The organism is Glycomyces halotolerans, assembly GCF_054779575.1.
In genome coordinates this window covers 1-23,955 of record NZ_BAAGXZ010000010.1, presented here as the reverse complement: position 1 = coordinate 23,955, position 23,955 = coordinate 1, and the positions used below count along the sequence as shown (strand labels likewise).

Below are 23,955 nucleotides of genomic sequence, written 5' to 3'. Positions count from 1 at the left end.
GCCGGGCGCCTTCGCCGTTTCGCTCGGCAAACGCATGCAACCGGGGATGAATGTTGCGCGTGTTGTCTCAGTCGGAGCCCGTTACCCCCATCCGACTCACATAACCCGATCAATCGAATCAGCAGAATCGGAGCTCTATGAACTCCCCCGACCCCCGGCGTCGTGCGACTCGCTTCGCCGCCGCGGCGGCAGCCGGCCTTCTCGCGGCCGGCACCGCGGCCCTCCCCGCCACTGCCCAGAGCGCGGACTACCCCTTCCTTCACGGCAACGTGACCATCGAGGAGGTGGCTCCCGGCGGCACCGTCGAAGTCTCCCCGAGTTTCGTTCAAGAAGGGCCGCTGCCGGATGACACGGTCGCCCTGGTGGTCAGTTTCAGTGACTCGTTCTCCCGGATCGGTCTCGATCTGGCCGGCGCCGAAGCCCAGGCGGCCTACGACAACTGCGTCGAAGCCTCAAGCCCGATCTCCGGTGGCGTCGTCTGCGCCGTGACCGATTACACCGACAGCCCGGGCACCGCGTTCACCATCAGTGACGCCTCGCCGGTCACCTACGACATCGACGAGACCACGGTCGGACCGATCGACGTCTGCAGCTGCATCTACTACGTCAAGTCCGTCAACGCCGAGACCTATGAATCGATCTTCGGCGATCTGTCATGGAACGACGAATCGGGGAACCTCTTGACACTGGATGACTCGGGAGACGCCGCGAGCACTGTGGGCGGCGACCGCGACTCCGGCACGATCACCATCTCCAACACCGAGCACCCGTTCGATCTGTCGATCGACGATGTGGACGTCGAGGGTTCCGAGGGAGACGAAGTCACCGTGACCGTACCGGTCACCAATGAGGGACCGGCGATCGCCGACGACCGCACCGACACTCACGGCTCGTACGAGGTGCGGGCTCAGCTGCCGGCCGGGCTCGAACTGGTTCGAATCGACAGCGACCCCCACGAGCAGTGGCAGTCCGAGGGATGGAACTGTCTCCACCCCAAGTCGCTCGCCGTCGAATATGAGTACGAGCAGGACAAGACCGAACTCGAACGGTTCGACCTCGCCTGCATGTTCCGGGAACTGGCGGTCGGCGAGTCGGTCGAGCTGACATTCACCGTTCGCATCACCGACGATGCCGCCGCAGACGACGGACTGCTCGAAGTTCGCGAACGCATCGACAGCCCGCACACCGACTCGCTCGACGGCGACCTGGAGAACAACCTCGCGGTGATCGGCGTCAACGCCGCCGACCTGATCGGCGGCGACGACGGTGAAGGCTCCGGCAAGCTGAAGGAGACCGGATCGTCGATGACGATCGTCATCGGCGCTGCCGCCGCGGCGTTGGCCGCCGGCGCGGTCATGTTCGTGGTCGTGCGCCGGCGCAAGGCCGCCGCAGACTGGTAGACGGCTCGGTATCGACCGATATCGACGAGGGGGTGCCCGGTTCCTCGGAACCGGGCACCCCCTCGATCTATGTTCGTCAGTCGAAGACCTCTTCGATGCTGGAGGCGCTCAGCGCACGCTCGAACCAGCGGTCGAGCTCTTCGATGTCGGTGCAGCTCTCAATGCGCTGCCGCGCCTCGGCCGGAACATCGATCCCTCGATGGCCGAGCAGCTTCACCAGTGACTTGGCTTCGCCGCGCAACTCGCCGCGCAATTCACCGCGCCGCTCACCGCGCTGCTCGAGTTGACCGGCCGGGCTCTCGCGGTACTCCTGGTACGTCAAGCTCATATAATCCTCCAGTACTCGGCATGCCTCCTGCGAGAGCAGTCGCCACGCCCATCCAGCATACTTCTTGCGCTCGGGCTCGGGAAGCTCGTTGAGGCGGCGCCCCAGCGTATGGGCTATCGATTCGGTCTGCGGCCCGACTCGGCACATCGCCGCCGACAGGATCAGGAGCTCGGCCGCTTCCCGGGCCGAACGCTCCTCGGTGACCTTCAGCAGCTCGTCGGGGCCGATGACCGCCGGGAGCAGCGTGAAGCCCGGCGGCCCGATCTCGATCGGCCGGCCCGCCCAGTGCGCGGTCGCCGCGTCGGTGCAGATCACCAGCAGCCACACCGGGCATTCGAGCCGCTTCCTGAGGATCGTCAAGTACATCGGCCAGCTGTAGTACTTGCCGTCGTCCTGGCTGCGTTGGATCTCGGTGACGATCGCGAACACGGCGACACCGAACGCGTCGCGGAAGACGCTCACGTTGTCGCAGTTCAGTTCGATCGGGTCGTTGTCGGTCAGTGCCTCCGACTCGGACTCGACCGTCGAGTACGGGGGCACCGTCGCACCGATCGTCTTGACGAGCAGTTCGGCCGCCAGTTCGGGCCGCTTCTGGAAGAGCCGGATCGGAATCTCGTGCTGGTGGGAGACCATGGGGCGCACGCTAAGCGGCGCATCGCCGTACGCCGCGGAAGCAGACGGCGAGTCCTCGTGTAAGTTGCGCCACGACGGGATTCGTTCCCGGGGAAAGCGAAACGCGCTGGCCTCGTCGGCTCAGCGCGTCGCGTGTGTAGTTGAGTTATGCAGTCCGGCGAGGCACCTTGTGGGTGCGCTGCACCTTCGCCTTAGCGGGTGGCGCCGACCAGGGCACGGCGCTCGACGCGGTCGGCCACGCGGCGGAGGACGCCGGCGGTCGAGGTCCGGACCTTGTCCCGGGTGGTGTAGCCGGCGACGTACGCCTTGTTCGCACGGCCGTCGTCGACGACCGGAGCGTTCGGCAGCGCCGAGGTGGCGAGGGTGTTGGCGGCGTCGACTGCGAGGTATGCACCTACGAACTCGTTCATGTTGTCGTTTCCTTCCCGGCATGGTGTGCCGGATAGTGGATTTCTCGGGGAGACCGCCCGTCGATGACGCCATTGTCGACGGCTACGGTTCGATGCTTCCGCATCGGGACCGGGGGGCTTGAGGCCAGATCGGGATTGCCGCTTCTTCGCTGTGCCTCCCGGCTTCGGTTTCCATGCTATGGCTTCCACGCCGGGGGAATCCAGCGATTTCGCGCGCGTCACAGGTGTCCCATACCACTGTCCATAATAGCCTTAGTTACCGTTCGGTTATCGAATTCCGCGGCGGCGGTTCGCCACATTGGCGGTAGTCTGTCCCCATGCGGGAGTTGGGAATCCGGGTCGGCCATTGGACCGGCGAGCACACCGGCTGCACGGTGCTGCTGTTCGACGAGCCGGCGCTGGCCTCCGGCGAGGTGCGGGGCGGCTCGCCGGCCAGCCGCGAAATCGAGCTGCTCGACCCCGTCCGCGGGAACTCCGGGATCGACGCGGCGCTGCTGACCGGCGGCTCGGCGTTCGGACTCGCCGCCGCCGACGGAGTGATGCGGTGGCTCGCCGAGCGCGGACGCGGCGTGAACACGCCCGGGGGCGTGGTGCCGATCGTGCCGACGCTCGGCCTCTACGATCTCGACGGCAGCGGCGTGGTCCCGCAGGCGGCGGGCGGATATGAGGCGTGCGAGAGCGCCGCGGGCGCCGAAGCCGAGCCGGAGCTGGTCGGACCGGTCGGCGCCGGACGCGGAGCCACGGTCGGCCAGTGGCGCGGCGCGGCCCTGCCTTCGGGACTGCGGGCGGCGACGCCGCGGACCGGCGAGCTGGTCGTGAGCGTCCTGGCGGCGGTGAACGCCTTCGGCGAGCCGGGCCCGCTGGACCGGGACCTGCTGGAGCCGGAGGGCTTTCCGACCGGGGCCGGCCGAGGAGCCTTCGGCCGCAACACGACCATCGGCGTGGTGGCGACCAACGCGCGGCTGAGCAAGGTCGAGTGCTGCCTGCTCGCCCAGGGCGCGCACGACGGACTGGCTCGCGCGGTCAGCCCGGTGCACACCCGCATGGACGGCGACGCGTTCATCGCCGCCGCCACCGGGAAGGTCGCCGCATCGGCGGACGTGGTCCGGGCACTGGTCGTCGAGGCGGTCGCCGAAGCGATCGGCGAGGCCTGAACGTCCGATCCGCATCGGCAGGTCTCGATTCGATCAATTACTCCCCTTAACGGCCTGCAAGGCCGCCGGCGAACCGTATGGTGAGAAGCAGCGGTTCGGGTTGTCCGCTTTGCCGGGGCTGTGAGCACAAAAAACAGGGGTTTTCCTGCGATGATCGCCACGGTATGATCAGCGTCATTGCCCAAAAACCTTCGATTGTGAGGTAATCACATGGTCGATCTTTCGGGTCCGATCATCACGACCTTCATCGCCTACCTCGTCGTCATGGTGCTCATCGGTGTCTGGGTCTACCGGCGCACGAAGACGCTGTCCGACTTCGCCCTCGGCGGACGCTCCCTCAACGCCCCGGTCGCCGCCCTCTCGGCCCAGGCCTCCGACATGTCCGGCTGGCTGCTCATGGGCCTGCCCGGCGCCGTGTACGCCGCCGGCATCGGCGAAGCCTGGATCGCCGTCGGCTTGGCCGCGGGCACCTACCTCAACTGGCTGTTCGTCGCCCCGCGCCTGCGCACCTACACCGAACGCGCCCACAACTCCATCAGCCTCTCGGCCTACTTCGAGTCCCGCTTCGAAGACCGCACCTCCATGCTGCGGATCGTCTCGGCGCTCATCATCGGCGTGTTCTTCACTCTCTACGTCGCCTCCGGCCTGGTCGCCGGCGGCCTGCTGTTCGAGACGATCTTCGGCGTCGAGCCCGACGTCGCCATCACCGTGGCCGTGGCCGTCATCGTGGTCTACACCTTCCTCGGCGGCTTCCTGGCGGTGTCGTTCACCGACTTCATCCAGGGCACGCTCATGTTCCTGGCGCTGGTGGTCGTGCCGCTCCTGGCCGTCGGCGCGATCGGCGGCTTCAACGCCATGTTCGGCGACGTCGAGGACTCCAGCCCGAACCTGCTCAACTGGGTCGACGAGGCCTCGTTCACCGCCGGTGACGGCTGGGCGGCCGGCGACACGCTCAGCTGGGTCGCCATCGCCGGACTCCTGGCTTGGGGCCTGGGCTACTTCGGGCAGCCGCACATCCTCGCCCGCTTCATGGGCATCCGCTCGGCCGCCCACGTCCCCACCGCCCGCCGCATCGGCACCACGTGGGTGCTGGTGACCCTGGCCGCGGCCGTGTTCGTCGGCCTCGCCGGCATCGCCTACCTCGACGAGCCGCTCGACAACCCCGAGACGGTCTTCCTGGCGCTGACGCAGGACCTGTTCAACCCCTGGATCGCCGGCATCGTCCTGGCCGCGGTGCTCGCCGCGGTCATGTCCACCGCCGACTCCCAGCTGCTGGTCGCCTCCACCGCCGTCACCGAGGACTTCTACCGGCGGTTCTTCCGCCGCGAAGCCCGCGACGCCGAACTGGTGTGGATCGGCCGCGGAGCCGTGGTCGTCGTCGCCCTCATCGCCTACTTCCTGGCGCTGCAGGGCGGCACGGTCCTCGACATCGTCGCCTACGCCTGGGCCGGCTTCGGTTCGGCGTTCGGACCGATCGTCATCCTGTCGCTGTACTGGTCGCGCATGACCTGGCTCGGCGCGCTGGCCGGGATGCTCGCCGGCGCGACCACCGTGGTCGTCTGGGAGAACGTCGGCTCGCCCGGCGGCGTCTACTCGATGCTTCCCGGCTTCGCCGCGGGTCTGCTGGCGGCCTGGATCTTCGGCATGATCGGGCGCCGCCCCGACCGCGAATGGACCGGCGCCTACCGCGAGACCGACGAAGAGGAGGCCGAACCGGCCGCTCAGTAAGACTTACGAGCCCGTTTCATCTGGTACATCGCCTGGTCGGCAGCCCACAGCGTCTGCGCGGGGTTGCCGCCAGGCACCAGCCGGGCCCACCCGATCGAGACGTCGACCGGCGTGCCCGGAACCGAGTACTCCCAGTTCTCAGCGGCCACGGCCACCCTGATGCGCTCGGAAACCGCGTCGGCGTCGTACTCGGTGGCGCCCGGCAGGACCAGGATGAACTCGTCGCCGCCGGTCCGCGCCAGCAGGTCCCCCGAACGGGTCACGCTCGACAGCAGCGCCGCCACCCGCTGCAGTATCGCGTCGCCGGCCTGGTGGCCGTGGGTGTCGTTGACGGCCTTGAACCCGTCGAGGTCGAGCACCGCGATCATCCCCTCGCCGACGATCTCGGCCAGGAACGCGTCGAGGCGGCGCCGGTTCGGCAGCCCGGTGAGGTCGTCGGTGTTGGCGCGGTCGGCCCACCCGGCCGCGGCCCGGCGAAGCTGGTCGTGGTCGACCAGCGCCGCAGCCGAGTCCAGGTAGATCGTGTGGAACTCGTTGATCTGCTTGTAGAGGGCGTACGTCGTCTGGTGCGCGGCCAGGATCGACTCGGCGTGGTCGCCCTTGGCGACCATCGCCAGCGACCGCAGGTGCTCGGGCTCCATCACCCCGATCGTCTCGTCGCCGATCTCGCGGGCCTCGAGCGTCTCCAGCGCCTCATTGCCGCGGCCCTGCGTGATCAATCGCGAGGCTCGGGCGAGCGCCCGCAGGTCCAGGGCCTCGGCCGAGGAGGTCGTGGGCGGCAGCAGCTGCTCGACCGACCACTGCTCGCTGAAACCGAGCAGGCCGAGCCTGCCGAGGGCGTAGTGGATCCATTCGAGCTCGCGGGTGTCGAGGTCGTGCAGGTGGGGTTTGACGCGGCGCAGCTCGCGGCGGAGCATGCCGATGCAGGCGTGCGGGTCGCCGGTGTAGTAGGCCAGGAGGGCCTCGCGGACGCGGATCTCGACCCCTTCGACCGAGGAGCGGGGGATGCCGATGCGCTCGGCGAGCATGTGGCACTGGTCGAGCGCTTCGGTCGACTGCTGCTGATAGCCGCAGTTGCTCATGACCACCGCCAGGTCGTACCAGGCGTCGACGGCGGCCTGGCTGACCTCGTTCATCGAGCGCAGCGCGCGCGAGGCCAGGACCAGGTGCTGCGCGGTGAAGTGGAGGGACTTGACGTGGTGGTGGTGGTACCAGGCGGCGAGGGCGTGGAACTCGCCGGTGAGGCGGTAGTCGCGGCAGCGGCGCACGGCCGAGTCGGACTGGTCGAGGGTGGCGGGGATCTCGGTGATCGCGCGCTGGTTGATCTGGCCTTGGAGGATGAAGAGCCAGGCCTGGGCACGGCGCTGAGCCGTCGGTGCGTTGTAGGCGATCGTGGTGGCGTTGTCGACGGCCTCGGCTACCCGGCCCGATCCCATCAGCGCGCGCAGACGCCGGTACTCCTCGGCATAATCACGCGCAGGTGTGGTCTCCCTCCGTGGCGTCACAGCCCTATCCTGCCACCGCCGAGCGGATATAGCTAGAGGTGGCTACCGCTTTCTCTGCACGTGCATCTGCCGATGCCGATGGCTCCGAAGCCGAGTCCTCGCCGGTCGCGGCCTTGACGGAACGGGACCGACGGTCGCCGGACCACGCGTGGTGCGCGACGGCGTTAAAGTGAGACCAGCCCGCCCAAGCTACCTGGAAGGTGTGGAGACCTTGTTCTCGAAACTCCGCGGCGAATTCGTCGACATCATCGAATGGCTCGACGACTCGCGAGACACCATGGTCTGGCGCTTCCCACGCTATAACAACGAGATCAAAATGGGCGCACGCTTGGTCGTGCGCGAGTCGCAGACGGCCGTGTTCATCAACGAGGGCCAGCTGGCCGACGTGTTCGGCCCCGGCACCTACACCTTGGAGACGCAGAACCTGCCGATCCTCTCGACCCTCAAAGGCTGGCGGCACGGATTCAACTCGCCGTTCAAGGCCGAGGTGTACTTCGTGACCTCCCGGCAGTTCACCGATTTCAAATGGGGCACCAAGAACCCCGTGCTGGTGCGCGACCCCGAGTTCGGCCCGGTGCGCATCCGCGCCTTCGGCGCCTACAGCGTCCGCGTGATCGACCCGGCCACGCTGCTGCGCGAGGCCGCCGGCACCGACGCCTTGTTCCGCACCGAGGAGATCGAGACCTGGCTGCGCGAGAAGGTCGCCGGAGCCTTCGCCCCCGCGATCGCCTCGGCCGGCGTGCCGGTGCTCGACATGGCGATCCACCAGGACCGCCTCGGCGAGCAGCTGCGCGGCAAGGTCGCCGAGCAGCTCACCGCGCTCGGACTGGACGTGCCCTCGTTCACCATCTCGAACATCTCCATGCCCAAGGAGGTCGAGGCGGCGATCGACAAGCGCACCTCGATGGGCGTGGTCGGGGACCTGGGCTCCTACACCCAGTTCCAGGCCGCGAACGCGCTCGAGGAGTCGGCCAAGCACGGCGGCGGCGCCTCCGAGGGCCTCGGCCTGGGCGCCGGCATGGCCATGGGCAACCAGATGGCCAACCAGATGAACCAGCGGCAACAGCAGCCCCAGCAGCAGCCGGCCGCGGCCCCGCCGCCGCTGCCGAACCAGGCCGAGTGGTACCTCGGCATCGGCGGGCGGCAGGCGGGGCCGTTCGACCAGGCCGCGCTCCGCCGGCAGGCCGCCTCCGGCGAACTGACCCGCGAGACCCTCGCCTGGAAGGCCGGCCAGGACTCCTGGAAGCCCGCCGGCGAGATCCCCGAACTGGCGAGCCTGTTCTCGTCCATGCCCCCGCCCCTGCCCCCGCAATAGGAGCCCGACGTGTCCGAACAGACCTCTGCCGGCCACCAGACCTACCCCTGTACGAGCTGCGGCGCCCAGCTCGAGTTCTCCCCCGGCGCCAGCGCCCTCACCTGCCCGTACTGCGGCACCGAGCAGCACATCGAGCTCGAACGGCGCCGCGTGGTCGAACGCGAGTGGGCGGCGCTGGCCGCCAAGCCCAGGCGCACCCGCGACCAGGTCGCGCCGAACCTGTTCGTGTGCACTCAGTGCGGCGCCCACACCGAGTCCGACGCCTGGTCGGACGTGTGCCAGTTCTGCGCCGCCCCGGTCGTGGTCGACGAGTTCAACCCCGACCTGGTGCCGCCCGAAGGAGTGCTGCCGTTCCAGATCGACCGGGCGGCGGCACGCCAGGCGCTGCGCGACTGGGTGCGCAGCCGCTGGTTCGCGCCGAACCGGTTCAAGCACGTCGACGAGGCCGAGTCGCTCAAATCGACGTATCTGCCGCACTGGACGTGGGACGCCGAGACCGAATCGCGGTACACCGGCCAGCGCGGCGTGCACTACTACGTGACCGACTCCAACGGGAACCGTCAGCGGCGCACCAGGTGGTCGCCGGTGCGCGGGCGGGTCGAGCGCTCGTTCGACGACGTGGTGGTGCCGGCGACCACGCACGTCTCGCACCGCTGGCTCGACGACCTGAGCGGGGACTGGCCGACCGGGCAGGCGCTGGCGTACCAGCCGGAGTTCCTGGCCGGCCATCATTCGCAGCGCTATGACATCGAGCCCGAGACGGGGCTGTCGATGGCGAAGCAGAAGATGGAGGCGCAGATCCATCGGGACGTGCGTCGTGACATCGGCGGCGACGAGCAGCGGGTCCACTCGATCGATACGACGTACTCGAATCTGCGTTACAAGCTGCTGCTGTTGCCGGTGTGGCTGGTGGTGTACCTGTTCGCGAACCGGTCGTGGCAGGTGCTGGTGAGCGGCCAGACCGGTCGGGTGACCGGCGAGCGGCCGTGGAGCCCGTGGAAGATCGCGTTCGCGGTGGCTTTGGGTCTGATCGTGGCGGCGGTCGTCTACTTCTTCGCGAATCGGTGAGCCGGGAGCCGTCGCCCCATGTGAGCCCTGTTCACTGGGTGTGGCGGCCGGGTATGTTCTATGGTGCCGGTAGCGCAACCCCGATGATCCGCCCCGCGTGTAGCCGGTAGAGGAACCGATGATCCCCTGGGAGTAGCAGCTGTGAGCGAGCCGATGAAGCACGCGGCGAAGGCCTCGTCGCCGTGGTGGGCGAAGGCCATGGTCGTCGTCGGTGCGTTGGTGATGGTCGTCGCCGGGGGCGGGGCGGTCGCCACGCAGGTGAGCGTCCATCTGGTCAACGACTCGGTGCGGACCGACGACCTCCTGGGCGACCAGCGCGTCGAGGCCGAGGACGACAACATCGAGGGCCCGCTGAACTTCCTGGTCCTGGGCACCGACGAGCGCGTCGGCGCGGCGGGGCTGGCCCGCACCGACGCCGACATCATCGTGCACGTCAACAAGGACCTGACCGAGATCAGCCTGATCTCGCTGCCTCGGGACCTGCTGGTGGAGATTCCCAGCTGCAATCCGTCGTGCGAGACGAAGCTGACCGAGGCGTTCGCCTCGCACGAGGACTGGGGTCTGGCGTTCCAGAACACCGCCGAGGCGGTCACGCATTTGACGGGGGTCCAGTTCGACGGCGGCGCTATCGCGAACTTCGAGGGCTTTCTGGATCTGGTCGAGGAGCTGGGGACGATCGAGCTGTGCCTGTGGCACGAGATCACCTCGATCCACACGTACCAGACCTATCCCGAGGGCTGCAACGACTACGACAAGGACGAGGCGCTCGACATCGTGCGCCAGCGTTACGTGTGGGACTGGCCGGAGGACTACGAGAACGGCACGTGGGGCGATTTCGGACGCCAGAAGATGCAGCAGCACGCGATCAAGCAGTTGCTGGTGGAGGCGAAGGCGCAGGGTTACCACAAGGACCCGACCAAGGCCGTGAGCCTGCTCAACAGTTTCGGTGAGGCGCTCACGATCGATTTGGGCCCGTACAAGCTGACCGACATGATCACGCAGATGGCCGACCTGGATCCGAATTCGATGATCTCGATCGGGGTGCCGTCGACGGCCGATGAGATCAACGGCACTTCCTACGTGGTCACTCACGAGGGCGAGGAGCAGATCGCGGCTCAGGCGCTGTACGAGGCGATCAACAACGACACCATCGGCGAGTGGATCTGCCAGTATCCGGAGTGGACCAGCGGCGACAAGGCGCCCGATTGCGGTGCGCCGACGGCCACGGCCAGTGAGACCGCGACGGCCGACGACACCGAAGCGGCGTCGGACTGAGCCGATCGGCGTGCGGATGCAACCTCCGACGGGACTCAGCGCGTTGAACATTACGTGAAACGTTTGCCCCGTAAGTTGGAGACCTGATGGCGGTGAAGCCGCATGCGCCTTGGTGGGCGCACGTGATGTTGTACGCCGGCGGATTGACGATGGTCGTGTCGGGAGGCGCGGCGGCGGTGGCCCAGTACGGGCTGACGACGGCCAACAACGCCGTCGAGGAGGAGAACTTCCTCGGTGAGCACCAGGCCGATCTGGACACCTCCGAGCCGGCGAAGCTGGAGGGCCCGCTGGACATCCTCGTGCTCGGCGTGGACGAGCAGGGCGGCACGACCCGCTCCGACACGATGATCATGGTGCACGTCAACAAGGACCTGACCGACGCGACGATGATCTCGCTGCCGCGCGATCTGTGGGTGGACATCCCCGACTGCGGCCCGGACTGGGGCGACAACCCCTGCACCTTCAAGATCAACCACGCCGCCTCGATCAGCGACGACTGGGAGGTCAGTCGCGCGAACGTGGTGTCGACGATCTACGACTTGACCGGCGTGCGGTTCCACATGGGGGCGACGGCGGACTTCGAGGGTTTCCTGGAACTGGTCGACTTGGTCGGGCAGATCGAGTTGTGCCCGCCGCACGAGATCACCTCGATCCACACCGACAAGACCTTCCCCGGCGAGTGCGCCTACTACGGCAAGGAGGACGCGCTCGATCTCGTCCGCCAGCGCAAGGGCTGGGGGAACTGGGAGTATCCGGAGGACTGGGAGAACGGCTGGGGCGGGGACTTCGGGCGCCAGAAGATGCAGCAGCAGGCGATCAAGTCGCTGCTCAAGGAGGCCAAGGCGCAGGGCTTCCACAAGGACCCGGGCAAGCTGACCGACCTGCTCGAAGGCTTCGGCAGCTCGCTGAGCCTCGACCTGCCGGACGGCCTGACCGTCGTCGACCTGGTGACGAACCTGCGGGATCTCTCGCCCGACGGCATCGACTCGATTCAGGTGCCCTCGACCGCCGGGCCGATCGATCACAATGGCAAGGAGCTCTCGGTCGTCCAGATCCACGCGGGCGAGCAGCAGATCGCGGCCGACGCGCTGTGGGAGGCCGTGCGCACCGACACGCTGGACCAGTGGATGCTCGAATACCCGGAATGGGTCAAATCAGGCACCTGAGACCAAACCAGGAAACCGTGTATGACCGAGGCGGGGCGGAGCCGGTCGGCTCCGCCCCGCCTCAACGTCTGTCAGGCAGTGCTCAACGGTTCTCCGAGTCGTCGTCCTGCCAGCGCTCCTTGGCGTCGTGGGCGGTCCCGGCGGCCTTGTCCTTGAGGTCTCTGCCGGCTTCCTTGGCCTCGCCCTCCAGCTGGTCGCGCTTGCCGGAGTTCTTCAGGTCCTCGTCGTCGGCGGCCTCGCCCATGCGCTCTTTGGCTTTGCCGAACGCCTGCTGGGCCTTGTCCTTGGCCTTGTCCATGGCACCCATCTGCTCATCCTCCTTCGAATGACGATGATCTGGACCGGGTGTACCCGCAGGGGCCGGGCTCATGCCTCGGCGGCGGCCGGCGTCTGGAGTCGGACCCATGCTCACGGTGTGCGCATGGTCGATGACGACTGGTTCGCTCGCTCGTAACGATCGTGCGCGACAGGGCTCGGCTGGTGCGGATTCGCGAGGATTCGCGTACTATTCCGCAGCGCGCAGGTTTACCGACCGGTAACCCGAGTCAGGCATCCACGACCACGGAGAGGTGATCGGAATGCGCACCCCCGCAAGGAAAGCGACCGTCGCCGCCGTGACGGCGGCGGCGACGTTCGGTCTCGCCGCCTGCAGTACGCCCGGCGAGGAGGGGACCCCCGGCGTCACCGACGAGGCTGTGATCATCGGCACGCACCAGCCGCTGACCGGCTCGGCCGCGGCCGGCTACTCCACCATCTCCGCCGCCACCAGCGCCTACTTCGAGTACGTCAACGACAACGGCGGCATCCACGGCCGCAGCATCGAGTACATCGTCAAAGACGACGCGTACGACCCCTTCCAGACGCAGGACGCGGTCCGCGAGCTGGTGAGCGAGGACGAGGTCTTCGCCGTCGTCAACGGCCTGGGCACTCCCACGCACGCCTCGGTGCTGGACTATCTCGACCAGCAGAACGTCCCGGACCTGTTCGTCTCCTCGGGGTCGCTGACGTGGAACCAGCCGGGCGCGTATCCGAACACGTTCGGCTTCAACGCCGACTACGTGACCGAGGGCGCGGCCTTGGCTCAATACGCGGTCGACCAGCACCCGGGCGCGAAGACCTGCGTGCTGGGACAGCAGGACGACTACGGCGAGGGCATCCTCGAGGGCGTCGAGACGGTCGTCGGCGGCAACGCCATCACCGAGATCCAGTTCTACCTGACCTCGAGCCAGGACCTGAGCCTGCAGATCGGCAAGATGATGCAGGCCGAGTGCGAGGTCAACATCCTCGGCACCATCAACGGCTTCACCGCGCTGGCGGTCGGCACGGCCGCGCAGATGGAGTGGTTCCCGCAGTGGTACGTCTCCTCGCCCGGCGGGGACTACCCCACCCTCGTCGGCTACATGGGCGAGGAGATGGCCCCGCTCCTGGAGGGCCTGGTGAGCGTCAACTACCTGCCGTTCAGCCCCGACAGCGAATGGTCGAAGCTGTTCCGGCAGATCAACGAGGACTACAACGACGGCGCGCCGTTCACCGGCAACACCGTGCTGGGCATGAGCGTCGGCTACCTGTTCTCCGAGGCCCTCGCCGCCGCCGGCGAGGACCCCACCCGCGAGTCGCTGCTCGAAGCCGTCGAATCCGGTCGACTGCTCGGCAACGGCATCGTGCCGCTGACGTACAGCGACCGCGACCACGCCGGGTACCGCACCGTCGGCATCGCGGTGGTCCAGGGCGGCGAGCAGGACTACGTCAACGCGACCTACAGCGTCGCCGCCGGCCAGGTGACGCCGGTCGAGGCCGACCCGGTGCCGCTGAAGAACGAGGGCATCCCCAGCTCGTGAGGCCGCGCGCGTGTCGGTGGTCGGCTGCGCGGGCGTTTCGCCTCGAGAACCTCCCCGCCGCCCGTTTGTCCCGGCGTGAGAGTATTTCAGTGTGCATGTGGGCTTGGTGCCGTTCCGGCTGCTGCGCGCGGGCGTCTTCGGCGTCGCGTCGGTGGCCGTATCGGCGCTGCTCCACGTTGTCGCCGGCGGGCACCTGCACCGCGGACCGGAGACGATGGCGGCCATCGGTGCGCTCAGCGCGCTCGCGTTCGTCGTCGGACGACGGCAGCGGGGCCTTCCGGTCATCGTCGTCTGCTGCGCGGTCGCCCAAGTGCTGCTGCACTTCCTGTTCAACCTGCCGTCCTTCGCAGTGCTCGCCGTCCATCCGGGACATCTGCTGCCCTCACCGGGCATGATCCTGGTCCACCTGGCGGCCATCGCGGTGACGGCGGTGTGGCTCCACCGCAGCGAAACGGCGCTCGCGGTCTTCCTCGACCTGCTGTCCGCCGCGTTCGCGGCCCTGGTGCTCCCGCTGCGCCTCGGCGCCCCGCGACCGAGGCCGCGCCGGGCCGCTCGACCGCCGTGGCGGGACCTGCCCGGCCCTCACTCCGCGGCGCTGGCCGCGATCCATCCGCTGCGCGGTCCTCCCGCGTTCGCTGCGGCCTCCCTCTGAACCCGGCCGTCGGCCGGGCACTGCAGCCGAACTCGATCTTATATCGATAAATTTCGATATATGAGATTATGGGAGCGCGGCCACCAATGTCTCGACGGTGTTCCGGCTCCCGCCAGCACGGGCCCACGCGGCCCATCACCTTCTCCCGAGAACAAGGAATCACCATGCACCGCACCACCAAACGCCTCCTCGCCCGAACCGCCGTCGTCGGCCTCGCCGCCGCCGCGGCGGTCGCCGGCATGTCCGCTCCGGCCTCCGCCCACGCCACCGTCAAGACCGACAACGCCGTCGCCGGAACGTACACGGTCCTGACCTTCAGCATCGGCCACGGCTGCGAGGACCAACCGACCACCGAAGTCGCCATCCAGATCCCCGAACCGATCCTGTCGGTGTCGCCGACCGTCAACGCCGGCTGGGAGATCGAGAAAGTCGACACGACCCTGGACGAGCCGGTCACCGACAGCCACGGCAACGAGGTCACCGAACGGGTCGGCCAAGTCGTCTACACCGCGATCGACCCGCTGCCCGACGGCTACCGCGACACGTTCGAGCTCTCGCTGCGCCTGCCCGAGGAGACCGCCGGTCAGACGCTCTACTTCCCGGTCGTCCAGACCTGCCCGGAAGGCGAGCACGCCTGGATCCAGATCGCCGAAGAGGGACAGGACCCCGACGAACTCGACGAGCCTGCGCCGTTCATCGAGGTGACGGCCGCCGACGCGGCCGCAGACGCAGGCGAGGCCGCGGCCGAACCGGCCGCCGACACCGCCGAAGCGGAAGCACCGTCGACCGGGGCGCTCACGTATGTCGCGCTCGCCTTGGGCGCTGCGGGCGTGCTGCTCGGCGCCGTCGGACTGCTCCGAGGACGCCGGTCGTCGTGATCGCGCACCGCGAACCCCGCCGGGGGCGAGCAGCGCCGGTTCTCGAGGCGCTGCTCGCCCTGGCGGCGGTGCTGCTGACGCTGCTGCCGGCCTCGGCCGCGCAGGCGCACGCGTCACTGCTGGGCACCGACCCCGAGAACGGCGCCGTGCTCGACCAGGCGCCGAGCGAGGTCACACTGCGGTTCAACGAGACCGTCCAGCCGGTGGCCGAGGCGATGCGGCTGGTGGACCAAGACGGCCGCGACCATCCGGTCGAAGCGACCGCCACCGACCACGACGTGGTCGTCGCCGTGCCACCGGACCTGGCCGACGGGCAGTACGCCCTGAGTTGGCGGGTGATCTCGAGCGACGCCCACCCGATCGCCGGCGTGGTCGCCTTCGCGGTCGGAGCCGGCGCGGCGGCACCGGAACCGGCCGGGCGGCAAGAGCACGATGAGAGCGACCGGACCGCGCTCATGGCCGTCGGCGCCCTTCACTACCTGGGCCTGCTGGTGTTCGCCGGTTTCCTGTTCTTCAAGGTCGTCATCGCTCGCGGCCTGTGGCCCGGGCGAGAGCGGCACCGGATCCTGCGCGCCTCGGGCGCGATCGCGATCATCGCCGCCGCAGCGGCCGTCCCGCTCGACGCGCTCGCGCTATCGGGCCTGCCACTGAGCCGGATCGCCGACGTCGGCGCATGGAGCCCCGCCGTTCAGGCGAAGACGGCCGCGATCATGGCGCTCACATCGATAGGGGTCGGCGCGGCCTACTGGTGCTTCACCCGCGGTCGAAGCACTTGGACGGCCTCGGTGGCGCTCGTGTCGGCGGCGGTGGCGACCGCCGCGCCGGTCCTCGTAGGACATTCCATGCTGTTCGGCCCGCGCTGGCTCATGGCCGGAGCCGACGTGGTGCACCTGTCCACCGCCGCGGTCTGGACCGGCGGGCTGGTCGGCCTGGTCGTGCTGCTGCGCCGGGCCCGACACGGAGACGAGGGCGCCGATGCGACCGGTCCGGCGACGGTCGTGGCCAGGTTCTCGGCATGGGCCGGATTCACCGTGGCCCTGCTGGGGGCGAGCGGCGTGGCCATGGCCGTGCTGATCCACCGCGAATGGGAAGGCTTCTTCGAATCGGACCACGGCCGGCTGCTGCTGGTCAAACTCGGCTTGGTCGCGATGGCGATCGCTTTGGCGGCCTGGAACCGGTTCCGGCTGGTACCGTCGATCCGTCGCGATTCGGGCCGCCGAGACGGACTGCGGCGGCTCAGCCGCGTCCTGATCGCCGAGGCCGCCGCCGTGGCACTGGCGATCGGAGTGACCGCGACGCTGGTGCACCTCGACCCCGGCGCCCCAGTGCCGGCGACGCGAGCGGCGACCGTCACCGAGCGGCACGACCTCGGGAACGGCGAACTGCGAGCGGTCCTGTCACCGGCGACGACCGGGAGCAACACCCTCGCCTTCGAACTGGTCGACCACGAGGGGCTGCCCATGGAGCCGCTGGAGGACCCGATCGTAGAGGCGTCCCTTCCCGAACAGGACTTCGGACCGATCACGGCTGAGACGGCCGTCGATCCGGGCGGCGGATACGAGACCGAACTGGACCTGCCGCTGCCGGGCCGCTGGGAGATCGAGATCCACGTCCGCGTCTCGGAGTTCGAACACCGCACCGCCACCATCACCGCCGACATCGCTTGAGCGGGTCAGGAGTCGCCATTCGCCGCCATAGAGGTCGACAGTGCCGCATGGACCTGGGACGAGTAGATCGAGCCAAAATCCGCACGAACCAGGAGCGGCCCGGCCCGATCGGCGTGCGGCGATGAATCCCGAGGCCCCGCGTCGTCGTAACCGGGAGAGGCACTCCGATCGAGACGAGGCACACCAATGACCGACGCCATCATCGACTTCAGCACCGTCACCGCCCGGTTCTCGGCACTGCTCGACGGCATCGACGACGAGCAGCTGTCCGGCCCCACGCCGTGCGAGGACTACACGGTCGGCGGGATGCTGACCCATGCGATCGGGTTCGCCACCGCGTTCACCGGCGCGGCGAAGAAAGAACGCGGACCGCACACCGATACCCCGCCGTCGCCGACGACGGCGGTCGATCCGCGCTGGCGATCGGTGCTGGAGGAGCGGCTGGCCGCGCTGGCCGAGGCATGGAGGGCACCGGAGGCCTGGGTCGGCGAGGCGACGGCCGGCGGGGTGACCATGCCCGCCGAGGTCGCCGGCATGGTCGCCCTCAACGAGGTCGCCATACACGGCTGGGACCTGGCCCGTTCCACCGGCCAGGGATTCGACATCCCCGCCGACGTCGTCGACGCGCTGCTGGAGTTCAACGGTCACGATGCCGACGACCAGGCCGCCCGCGAGGGCGTCTTCGGCCCCGTCGTCCCGGTCCCGGACGACGCTTCACCGCAGGAGCGGCTCATCGGCATCACCGGCCGCGACCCCGCCTGGCGCCCTTAGACCCGTTCCGGTTCCCCGCGCGCTCGGAGGACCGCTTCCGTGCGACGGACTTCCCCGAACCGTTTCAGCCCTCGCCTCGTACATCAGGGCCGAGTGATTTCGCGGTGCGGGTCGGGGGCTCCGTCCGTCGAGGCGGCATTTCCCGTCACCGGTGGCGCCGTTCCACTTCGCCGGCGACCTGGCGGAAGGCGTCGAGGACCTGCTGCACCGCCAGCCGCTCGGCCTTGTCGGGGCGCACCATCGCCGAGATGTGCCTCCTCGAGGGGATGCCGGTGAGCTCGCGCAGGACGAGTCCGCCGCCGGTCGGGGTGGTGAACCGCGGGAGGACGGCGATCCTGCGGCTTCGCGCCACCAGGGACTCGACGAGTCGGTTGTCGCGGAGCCGTTGCGCCACGGCCATTTCGACACCGGTGAACCGCTCGATCGACTCGATCACGGAGTTGAACGGGTAACCGTGCGGCACGCCGATCCATTCCCAGGCGGCCAAATCCTCGGGGCGCACGGCGTCCTGGGCCGCCAGCGGGTGGTCGGCCGCCATGGCGATGTCGAGCGGTTCGAGCGCCAGGGGGACGACCGTGAGGGTTCCGGCGCCGGCAGGGCGCGCAGTGGTGAAGCTGTGGGCGATCACGATGTCGTGGTCCACGGCCAGTTCCGCGAATCCGGCTTCGGCGATGTCGGCGTCACCGCACTGCAGTGTGATCGCGGTCGGTTCGAGGCGTCGCATCACGTCGGCGAACAGGAACGTCGCGGCGCTGGGCAGGGCGGCGACGCTGACGGTGCCGGAGGGTTCGCCGCGGAACCGGTCCCACCGGGCCTGGATCTGCTCGACGACCGTCGCGATCTCCTCCCCGCCTTCGGCCAGCAGCCGGCCCGCCTCGGTCAGGCGAAGCCCGCGGCCCGACGGCTCCACCAGGGCCATGCCGAACTCGCGTCCGGCCGCCTTGAGCTGCTGCGAGACCGCCGATGGCGTCCGATGCGTCGCCCGGGACACCGCGGTGACGCTGCCGCGCAGGGCCAGCTCGCGGAGCAGTTCGAGGTGCCGCACGTCCATGTAGCGATGCTACATAGTGCATTTAGTATTTTTCAATTGTGCTTTAGGATCCGAGCGCTCATGATGAGCCCATGCCATTCCGTCACGTGCTGCTCGCCATGGCCGTCGCTCTCATGTGGGGCCTCAACTTCATCGCCATCGACGCCTCGCTCCAGCACTTCCCGCCGATGTTCCTGGTCGCGTTCCGCTTCGCTCTGATCGCCGTCCCGACGATACTGCTGGTCCCCCGCCCCGACGTGCCGCTGCGCTGGCTGATCGGCTACGGGCTCGGTTTCGGCACCGTCCAGTTCATGTTCCTGTACTGGGGCATGGCCGCCGGGATGCCGGCCGGCCTGGCCTCCCTGGTCCTCCAGGCATCCGGGCCGTTCACCATGCTGCTGGGCGCGACGTTCCTGCGCGAGCGGGTGAGCGGCCGCCAGCTCTTCGGCATCCTGATCGCGCTCGGCGGCTTCGCTCTGGTCGGCTGGCAGCGGGCCGAACACGCCAGCGCCATCCCGTTCCTGCTGACGCTCGCGGGTGCCCTCGGTTGGGCGATCGGCAACATCTGCAACCGGCAGGCGAAGGCGGCCAACCCGTTTCATCTGACGCTGTGGATGGCGGTGGTGCCGCCGCTGCCGATGCTGGTGCTGGCGTTCGCGGTGGAGGGGCCGTCGCGTATCGCCGAGTCGCTGACCGGTTGGGGGCAGCCGGATGCGCTGATCGCTCTGGTCGGTCTGCTCTACACGGTCGTGATCGCCACCGTATTGGGTTCGGGGGTGTGGACGTGGCTGATGGCGCGCCATCGGGCGGGAGTGGTGGCCCCGTTCTCCATGCTGGTGCCGGTCGCGGGGATGACCGCGGCGTGGCTGCTGCTGGGTGAGACGGTCACGGCCCTCGAGGCGTTGGGCGGCGTCCTGGTCGTCGGCGGCGTGCTGCTCGGCAGCGGACGCTTCAGGGGCGCGCCCGAATACCGGGTTCGGAGGGTGAAGCCGCAGCCGGCCGTGGCCGGCCACGCCAAGCTCAAGCCCGGCCGAGACGCCGCTGCAGGATCGCCTGCTCGGCCGGGTTCGCGGTGAGCGCGAGCGCGCACGCGGCGGTGGGGCCGGTGGGTCGCCACCGCCCAACCGCGCCCGAACGGGCCGAGTGCCTTGGCGGCGCCTCCCGCACCACCAGCGTCGGCGTGACGCGGCGGTAGTCGTCGGGAATGGGTCGGGCCTTGCTGTGCGAGGTCATCGTCTCCCTCCTCGTGTCGAATGGCCGCTACCCGATTGACGATCGGGGAACCGCCGAATACGGCGACCCGCGCGGAAAATCGGGGGTGACCGGGCTCATGTCGGTTGTTCGCGGTCGGGGTTTGACCCTGACGCGGCCGGAGGCTTGAGGATGGGGTCATGAGCGAATTCACCAGCCCCGTGCCCGTGCCCGGACCCGACGCGGTCGCCCCCGAGGTCTACCGCGAGTTCTACGGCATGCCGATGTTCGTCAGCCTTCCCACCGATGATTTCGCGGCGTCGATGGATTTCTGGATCCGCGGATTCGGCTTCATCGACCTGTTCTCGATACCGGAGCAGGTGGCCCATCTGCGGCGCTGGGCGTTCCAGGACGTCCTCTTGGTGCCGGGGGAACGGTCCGACGAGGTTCCGGCGATGAGCGTCAGCTTCGCGTGCGTCGCGAACGAGATCGACCGGATCGCCGCCCGCTGCGAGGAACTGGTCCCCGGGTGCACGACCGGACCGGCGGAGACGCCGTGGAACACCGTCGACGTTGCGGTCATCACGCCTGAACGGACTCGGGTCGTGATGACCGCCGGACTGCGGCTCGATCCGCGCAGCGAGAAGGCCGCCCGGATGCGGGAGATGGGCCTGGACTTCATCGACGGATGAGGATCCGGCAGGACAATGGCTCCATGACCAGCGATGCCCGTGCGACCGACGGCGGTCTCACGGTGGGCCGGGCGGCAGCGCTCGTCGGAGTCAGCGTGAAGACCCTGCACCACTGGGACGCGATCGGTCTCGTGTGCCCGAGCAGTCGCACCTGGGCGGGGTACCGGGTGTATTCGAGCGGCGATGTCGCCCGGATCCACCGGGTGCTGGTGTACCGGGAGCTGGGGTTCCCGCTCGCCGAGATCGGACGGATCCTCGACGACCCCGACACCGATGCGCGCCGGCATCTGCGTCGACAGCGATCGCAGCTGCTGGAGCGCATCGACCGCCTGCGGGACATGGTCGGGGCGGTCGACCGCATGTTGGAGGCGTCGGCCCGCGGGATCCGGCTGACTCCGCAAGAGCAGGTCGCGATCTTCGGCGACGACTGGCAGCCGGCCCGGGTCGAGGAGGCGGAGGAGCGCTGGGGCGACACCGAGCAGTGGCGGCAGTACGCCGAACGGGCCGCCGAGATGACGCCGCAGGATTGGAAAGCGGTCGCGGCCGATACGGAAGCGCTGCTGGCCGACCTCGCCGCCGCCAAGCGTGCCGGTGTCGTACCCGGAACTGGGGAAGCGAACGCTCTCGCCGAGCGGCACCGCGCGCAGATCTCGACGTACTTCGACTGCACGCACTCGATGCACGCCTGCCTGGCCCGGAAGTACGTCGCCGAGTCCGGGTTCACCGAGTACTACGACGCGGTCGCACCGGGTCTGACCGTCTGGCTGCGCGATGCGATCTTCGCGAACGCCCGGAGGCACGGCGTCGACCCCGAGGCCGCGACCTGGGAGTGAGGAGTCCCCGTCACCGGGTCTGCCGACGACATGACATGGCCGGCCCGTCCGTTTCGTTCGGACGGGCCGGCCGTGTTCCTGCCGGATCCGGCTGCGAGTCGGAGCGTTACAGGGACACCTCGCTGCCGCCGATGGTCACCACCAGGCGGCCGTCAGAGGCGAAGTACCAGTTGAGCGAACCGGAGTACTGCGAGCATCGAGATCCGTTCGAGCCGGACCACCACTGGTTCCCGCCGGCGTCGTTGCCGATGATCCGGTCGTTCGACCCGCTGTCGCACGAGGTGTTGTTCCGGAACGTCGACGTGCCGCCGTCGAAGTTGTAGTTGCGCTCTTCGCTGCCGATGCTCAGGTTGTTCTCGACCGTCATCGAGCCGAGGTTGCGGTTGTAGGTGAAACCGTGCTTGCCGTTGTCGTACGCGATGTTGCCCACGATGGTGTGGTCGACGCCGATGTCCTCACCGCCGAGCTTGAACCCGTTGCGGTCACCGCTGGAGTTCACGGTGCCGTCGGAGAGCGAGCCGTTGCCGAACGAGAGCGAGTCCTCGATGGTCACCGCGCCGATCGGGCCGGTGTCGGACTTGGTGTACAGGTCGTAGCCGTCGTCGATGTTGTTGTAGGCCACGGTGTAGCGGAACACGTTCCCTTCCCCGACGGTGAGCTTCGGGGCGAACCCGTCGGCGTCCTCGCCGTCGGAGTCGGCGTTGTCGTGTGAGACCGAGGACACGATCAGGTTGTTCGACGGCCACGTCTCGCGCGGCGCTCCGGCGGTGTACCGCGACAACTGGAGTCCGGTGTCGTGGTTGTACCGCGTGGTCACCCGCTCGATGATGTTGTTGTCACCGCCGAGCAGGATGCCGTTGTCGCCGGCGTGCTCGACGATGATGCCGTTGATGTGCCACCAGTCGCCGCCGATCGCGAGGCCCCGGTTGGAGGAGTCCTCGCTCTGGGCGGAGAAGTTCAGCACCGGCGTCTCACCGGGGTAGGCGAACAGCTCGTTGCGGTCGCCCGAGAGACCGTCGTTCCCCGGCTCGATGTGGACGGTGTCGCTGAGGTGGTAGGTCCCGCCGCGCATGTAGATCGCCCCGCCGGGCTCGATCCGGTCGATCGCCGAGGTGAGCGTCGTGGGATCGGACTCGGTGCCGGAGGCGCTGTCGCTGCCGCCGGGGGCCACGAAGAACTCGTCGCCCGAAGGCGGCGGCGTGTCGCCGCCTCCGTCGTCGCCGCCGCCGTCGCCCGGGCCGCCGATCGAGGAGTCGAGGTAGTCGATGTTCGGCAGGCCCGCCGAGCCGGTGGCGACCAGCTGGATCGTGTTGTTCCCGGCGCCGAGCTGCACGGTGGTGGTCTCGGTCGACCAGCCGGTCCAGGCGCCGGTCGGCCCGAACGAGAGCGAGGCCGCCGTGGAGCCGTTGACGACCAGGTCCGCGCTGCGGCCGCTCGACGTGCCGTTGGCGTACCCGACGGTCAGTGTCGCCTGGCCGCCGCTGCCGGCGTCGAGGGTGAATCCGGCGGTCACGCCGGAGGTGTTCTCGGTGTTGCAGAAGCCGCTGCCGGAGTAGCCGGCGTGCTCGCTCTCGATCGCACCGTCGCAGGTCGCCGACGACGAGGACTCGGCTTCGATGCGCACCGAACCGGAACCGCTGCCGTCGCCGTCATCGCTGCCATCGTCGCCGTCGCCGCCGTCGTTCGGCGGGGAGCCGGCGTAGGTCTCGAATTCGGCGACCCTCGGGGTGCCGCTCGAGCTGGTGATGTGGAAGCTGATCTTGCGGAGCGTGGTCGGCGAGAAGCTGATGACGCCCGCGCCGCTGCCGGTGGCCAGGACGGTCCCGGCGTCGTGGTCGACGAGCTCCCAGGAGCCGATGTTGCCTTCGGCGCCCGCCGCCTCGCGGATGTTGACCGAGGCGATCGTGGGATCGGAGTCCCACTTGACCGAGATGCGGCCGGTCGAGCCGGACGGCGACCAGTAGGTGCCCATGTCGCCGTCGACCACGTTGCCGTAACTGGTGCCGCTGGCCTTGCTCGAACCGTCGGCGCCGGCCCCGATGCTCAGGTTGGTGCCGTCCGGAGGCTCGGTCGGGTCCGGGTCGGTCGGGTCCGGGTCGGTCGGGTCCGGGTCGGTCGGGTCCGGGTCGGTCGGGTCGGGGTCGGTCGGGTCGGTCGGGTCCGGGGAAGGCGTCTGCGACTCGCAGTTGCCGTCCGACACCCGCATGCCGGTGCCGGCTCCGGCGGTCTGGTCGACGACCTGCGGTACGCAGCCGGCGTCGTCGAGGTCGAAGGAGTAGGGGATGTCGACCGAGGTCGTGGACTGCGGGTTCGGGCCGGCCGGGTGGTTGTCGCTGCCGTCGCTCGACCAGGTCACGTTGTCGTAGATATTGCCGGTCACCTCCCAGTAGCCCATGTCGTCGGTGTAGAAGGTGCCCAGCA

Annotated in this window: 22 protein-coding genes; 15 read left to right on the top strand and 7 right to left on the bottom strand. The window is 68.8% G+C overall.

The genetic code is table 11. The features are described from left to right. The first annotated feature begins 137 nt into the window (after window positions 1-137). Window positions 138-1,400 carry a hypothetical protein gene (locus tag ACYVL2_RS10495; RefSeq protein WP_460542958.1) on the top strand — a complete coding sequence of 421 codons (1,263 nt, stop codon included), beginning with the start codon at window positions 138-140 and terminating at the stop codon, window positions 1,398-1,400. Between the two features lie 76 nt (window positions 1,401-1,476). On the opposite strand, the gene ACYVL2_RS10490 is transcribed toward ACYVL2_RS10495, so the two are convergent. Next, window positions 1,477-2,361 carry a hypothetical protein gene (locus tag ACYVL2_RS10490; RefSeq protein WP_460542956.1) on the bottom strand — a complete coding sequence of 295 codons (885 nt, stop codon included), beginning with the start codon at window positions 2,359-2,361 and terminating at the stop codon, window positions 1,477-1,479. Window positions 2,362-2,552: 191 nt separating this feature from the next. After that, window positions 2,553-2,771, bottom strand: a complete 219-nt coding sequence (locus ACYVL2_RS10485) for a hypothetical protein (RefSeq protein WP_460542954.1) — start codon at window positions 2,769-2,771, stop codon at window positions 2,553-2,555. Between the two features lie 317 nt (window positions 2,772-3,088). Between ACYVL2_RS10485 and ACYVL2_RS10480 the strand changes: the two genes are divergently transcribed. Both ACYVL2_RS10480 and putP read left to right on the top strand, forming a co-directional pair. Further along, complete coding sequence (locus tag ACYVL2_RS10480; protein WP_460542952.1) at window positions 3,089-3,925, top strand: P1 family peptidase; 837 nt, start codon at window positions 3,089-3,091, stop codon at window positions 3,923-3,925. 210 nt (window positions 3,926-4,135) lie between these two features. Beyond that, window positions 4,136-5,653: a sodium/proline symporter gene (putP, locus tag ACYVL2_RS10475; protein WP_460542950.1), complete on the top strand. Its 1,518-nt coding sequence runs from the start codon at window positions 4,136-4,138 to the stop codon at window positions 5,651-5,653. Here the strand turns inward: putP and ACYVL2_RS10470 are convergent. Then, entirely contained in the window at window positions 5,647-7,158 is a 1,512-nt protein-coding gene (locus ACYVL2_RS10470) for a GGDEF domain-containing protein (protein ID WP_460542948.1), read from the bottom strand. The genes putP and ACYVL2_RS10470 overlap by 7 nt on opposite strands. 211 nt (window positions 7,159-7,369) lie before the next feature. Between ACYVL2_RS10470 and ACYVL2_RS10465 the strand changes: the two genes are divergently transcribed. The 4 genes from ACYVL2_RS10465 to ACYVL2_RS10450 all read left to right on the top strand — a co-directional run bounded on the left by ACYVL2_RS10465 (window position 7,370) and on the right by ACYVL2_RS10450 (window position 11,982). Then, window positions 7,370-8,473 carry an SPFH domain-containing protein gene (locus ACYVL2_RS10465; protein ID WP_460542946.1) on the top strand — a complete coding sequence of 368 codons (1,104 nt, stop codon included), beginning with the start codon at window positions 7,370-7,372 and terminating at the stop codon, window positions 8,471-8,473. Window positions 8,474-8,482: 9 nt separating this feature from the next. Continuing rightward, the gene (locus ACYVL2_RS10460) at window positions 8,483-9,541 is read left to right on the top strand and encodes a TFIIB-type zinc ribbon-containing protein (protein ID WP_460542944.1); all 1,059 of its coding nucleotides are present in this window, start codon (window positions 8,483-8,485) and stop codon (window positions 9,539-9,541) included. A 141-nt stretch (window positions 9,542-9,682) separates the two neighbouring features. Beyond that, window positions 9,683-10,816, top strand: coding sequence for an LCP family protein (locus ACYVL2_RS10455; protein WP_460542942.1), 1,134 nt, complete (start codon window positions 9,683-9,685; stop codon window positions 10,814-10,816). A gap of 125 nt (window positions 10,817-10,941) precedes the next feature. Then, window positions 10,942-11,982, top strand: coding sequence for an LCP family protein (locus ACYVL2_RS10450; RefSeq protein WP_460543160.1), 1,041 nt, complete (start codon window positions 10,942-10,944; stop codon window positions 11,980-11,982). 82 nt (window positions 11,983-12,064) lie between these two features. On the opposite strand, the gene ACYVL2_RS10445 is transcribed toward ACYVL2_RS10450, so the two are convergent. Continuing rightward, window positions 12,065-12,289, bottom strand: coding sequence for a CsbD family protein (locus ACYVL2_RS10445; RefSeq protein ID WP_460542940.1), 225 nt, complete (start codon window positions 12,287-12,289; stop codon window positions 12,065-12,067). Between the two features lie 271 nt (window positions 12,290-12,560). Between ACYVL2_RS10445 and ACYVL2_RS10440 the strand changes: the two genes are divergently transcribed. The 5 genes from ACYVL2_RS10440 to ACYVL2_RS10420 all read left to right on the top strand — a co-directional run bounded on the left by ACYVL2_RS10440 (window position 12,561) and on the right by ACYVL2_RS10420 (window position 17,788). Next, a complete protein-coding gene (locus tag ACYVL2_RS10440; protein WP_460542938.1) occupies window positions 12,561-13,820 on the top strand; it encodes an ABC transporter substrate-binding protein in 1,260 nt (419 codons plus the stop codon). A 91-nt stretch (window positions 13,821-13,911) separates the two neighbouring features. Continuing rightward, entirely contained in the window at window positions 13,912-14,472 is a 561-nt protein-coding gene (locus tag ACYVL2_RS10435; RefSeq protein WP_460542936.1) for a hypothetical protein, read from the top strand. A gap of 164 nt (window positions 14,473-14,636) precedes the next feature. Then, a complete protein-coding gene (locus ACYVL2_RS10430; protein WP_460542934.1) occupies window positions 14,637-15,350 on the top strand; it encodes a YcnI family copper-binding membrane protein in 714 nt (237 codons plus the stop codon). Beyond that, window positions 15,347-17,017 carry a copper resistance protein CopC gene (locus ACYVL2_RS10425; RefSeq protein WP_460542932.1) on the top strand — a complete coding sequence of 557 codons (1,671 nt, stop codon included), beginning with the start codon at window positions 15,347-15,349 and terminating at the stop codon, window positions 17,015-17,017. Before ACYVL2_RS10430 ends, ACYVL2_RS10425 begins: the two co-directional genes overlap by 4 nt. A 186-nt stretch (window positions 17,018-17,203) precedes the next feature. Continuing rightward, window positions 17,204-17,788: a DinB family protein gene (locus ACYVL2_RS10420; RefSeq protein ID WP_460542930.1), complete on the top strand. Its 585-nt coding sequence runs from the start codon at window positions 17,204-17,206 to the stop codon at window positions 17,786-17,788. Window positions 17,789-17,933: 145 nt separating this feature from the next. Here the strand turns inward: ACYVL2_RS10420 and ACYVL2_RS10415 are convergent, their stop codons facing one another. Continuing rightward, window positions 17,934-18,839 (bottom strand): LysR family transcriptional regulator, encoded by a 906-nt coding sequence (locus tag ACYVL2_RS10415; RefSeq protein WP_460542928.1) that lies wholly within the window; start codon window positions 18,837-18,839, stop codon window positions 17,934-17,936. 71 nt (window positions 18,840-18,910) lie between these two features. Between ACYVL2_RS10415 and ACYVL2_RS10410 the strand changes: the two genes are divergently transcribed. Continuing rightward, window positions 18,911-19,894 (top strand): EamA family transporter, encoded by a 984-nt coding sequence (locus ACYVL2_RS10410; RefSeq protein ID WP_460542926.1) that lies wholly within the window; start codon window positions 18,911-18,913, stop codon window positions 19,892-19,894. On the opposite strand, the gene ACYVL2_RS10405 is transcribed toward ACYVL2_RS10410, so the two are convergent. Continuing rightward, window positions 19,839-20,051, bottom strand: a complete 213-nt coding sequence (locus ACYVL2_RS10405; protein WP_460542924.1) for a hypothetical protein — start codon at window positions 20,049-20,051, stop codon at window positions 19,839-19,841. The two genes, ACYVL2_RS10410 and ACYVL2_RS10405, sit on opposite strands and share 56 nt — an antisense overlap. Before the next feature lie 158 nt (window positions 20,052-20,209). Between ACYVL2_RS10405 and ACYVL2_RS10400 the strand changes: the two genes are divergently transcribed. Further along, the gene (locus ACYVL2_RS10400; protein WP_460542922.1) at window positions 20,210-20,701 is read left to right on the top strand and encodes a VOC family protein; all 492 of its coding nucleotides are present in this window, start codon (window positions 20,210-20,212) and stop codon (window positions 20,699-20,701) included. A 23-nt stretch (window positions 20,702-20,724) separates the two neighbouring features. Beyond that, window positions 20,725-21,534: a MerR family transcriptional regulator gene (locus ACYVL2_RS10395; RefSeq protein WP_460542920.1), complete on the top strand. Its 810-nt coding sequence runs from the start codon at window positions 20,725-20,727 to the stop codon at window positions 21,532-21,534. Window positions 21,535-21,640: 106 nt separating this feature from the next. Here ACYVL2_RS10395 and ACYVL2_RS10390 read toward each other — a convergent pair. Next, window positions 21,641-23,955 (bottom strand): carbohydrate-binding protein (locus ACYVL2_RS10390; protein ID WP_460542918.1); only part of this gene is annotated, 2,315 nt, incomplete at its 5' end.

Coding starts and splice junctions, on each gene's coding strand:
- ACYVL2_RS10495 (WP_460542958.1), top strand. CDS start 138: ATGAACTCCCCCGACCCCCGGCGTCGTGCGACTCGCTTCGCCGCCGCG.
- ACYVL2_RS10490 (WP_460542956.1), bottom strand. CDS start 2,361: ATGGTCTCCCACCAGCACGAGATTCCGATCCGGCTCTTCCAGAAGCGG.
- ACYVL2_RS10485 (WP_460542954.1), bottom strand. CDS start 2,771: ATGAACGAGTTCGTAGGTGCATACCTCGCAGTCGACGCCGCCAACACC.
- ACYVL2_RS10480 (WP_460542952.1), top strand. CDS start 3,089: ATGCGGGAGTTGGGAATCCGGGTCGGCCATTGGACCGGCGAGCACACC.
- putP (WP_460542950.1), top strand. CDS start 4,136: ATGGTCGATCTTTCGGGTCCGATCATCACGACCTTCATCGCCTACCTC.
- ACYVL2_RS10450 (WP_460543160.1), top strand. CDS start 10,942: ATGTTGTACGCCGGCGGATTGACGATGGTCGTGTCGGGAGGCGCGGCG.
- ACYVL2_RS10445 (WP_460542940.1), bottom strand. CDS start 12,289: ATGGGTGCCATGGACAAGGCCAAGGACAAGGCCCAGCAGGCGTTCGGC.
- ACYVL2_RS10440 (WP_460542938.1), top strand. CDS start 12,561: ATGCGCACCCCCGCAAGGAAAGCGACCGTCGCCGCCGTGACGGCGGCG.
- ACYVL2_RS10430 (WP_460542934.1), top strand. CDS start 14,637: ATGCACCGCACCACCAAACGCCTCCTCGCCCGAACCGCCGTCGTCGGC.
- ACYVL2_RS10420 (WP_460542930.1), top strand. CDS start 17,204: ATGACCGACGCCATCATCGACTTCAGCACCGTCACCGCCCGGTTCTCG.
- ACYVL2_RS10415 (WP_460542928.1), bottom strand. CDS start 18,839: ATGGACGTGCGGCACCTCGAACTGCTCCGCGAGCTGGCCCTGCGCGGC.
- ACYVL2_RS10410 (WP_460542926.1), top strand. CDS start 18,911: ATGCCATTCCGTCACGTGCTGCTCGCCATGGCCGTCGCTCTCATGTGG.
- ACYVL2_RS10405 (WP_460542924.1), bottom strand. CDS start 20,051: ATGACCTCGCACAGCAAGGCCCGACCCATTCCCGACGACTACCGCCGC.
- ACYVL2_RS10400 (WP_460542922.1), top strand. CDS start 20,210: ATGAGCGAATTCACCAGCCCCGTGCCCGTGCCCGGACCCGACGCGGTC.
- ACYVL2_RS10395 (WP_460542920.1), top strand. CDS start 20,725: ATGACCAGCGATGCCCGTGCGACCGACGGCGGTCTCACGGTGGGCCGG.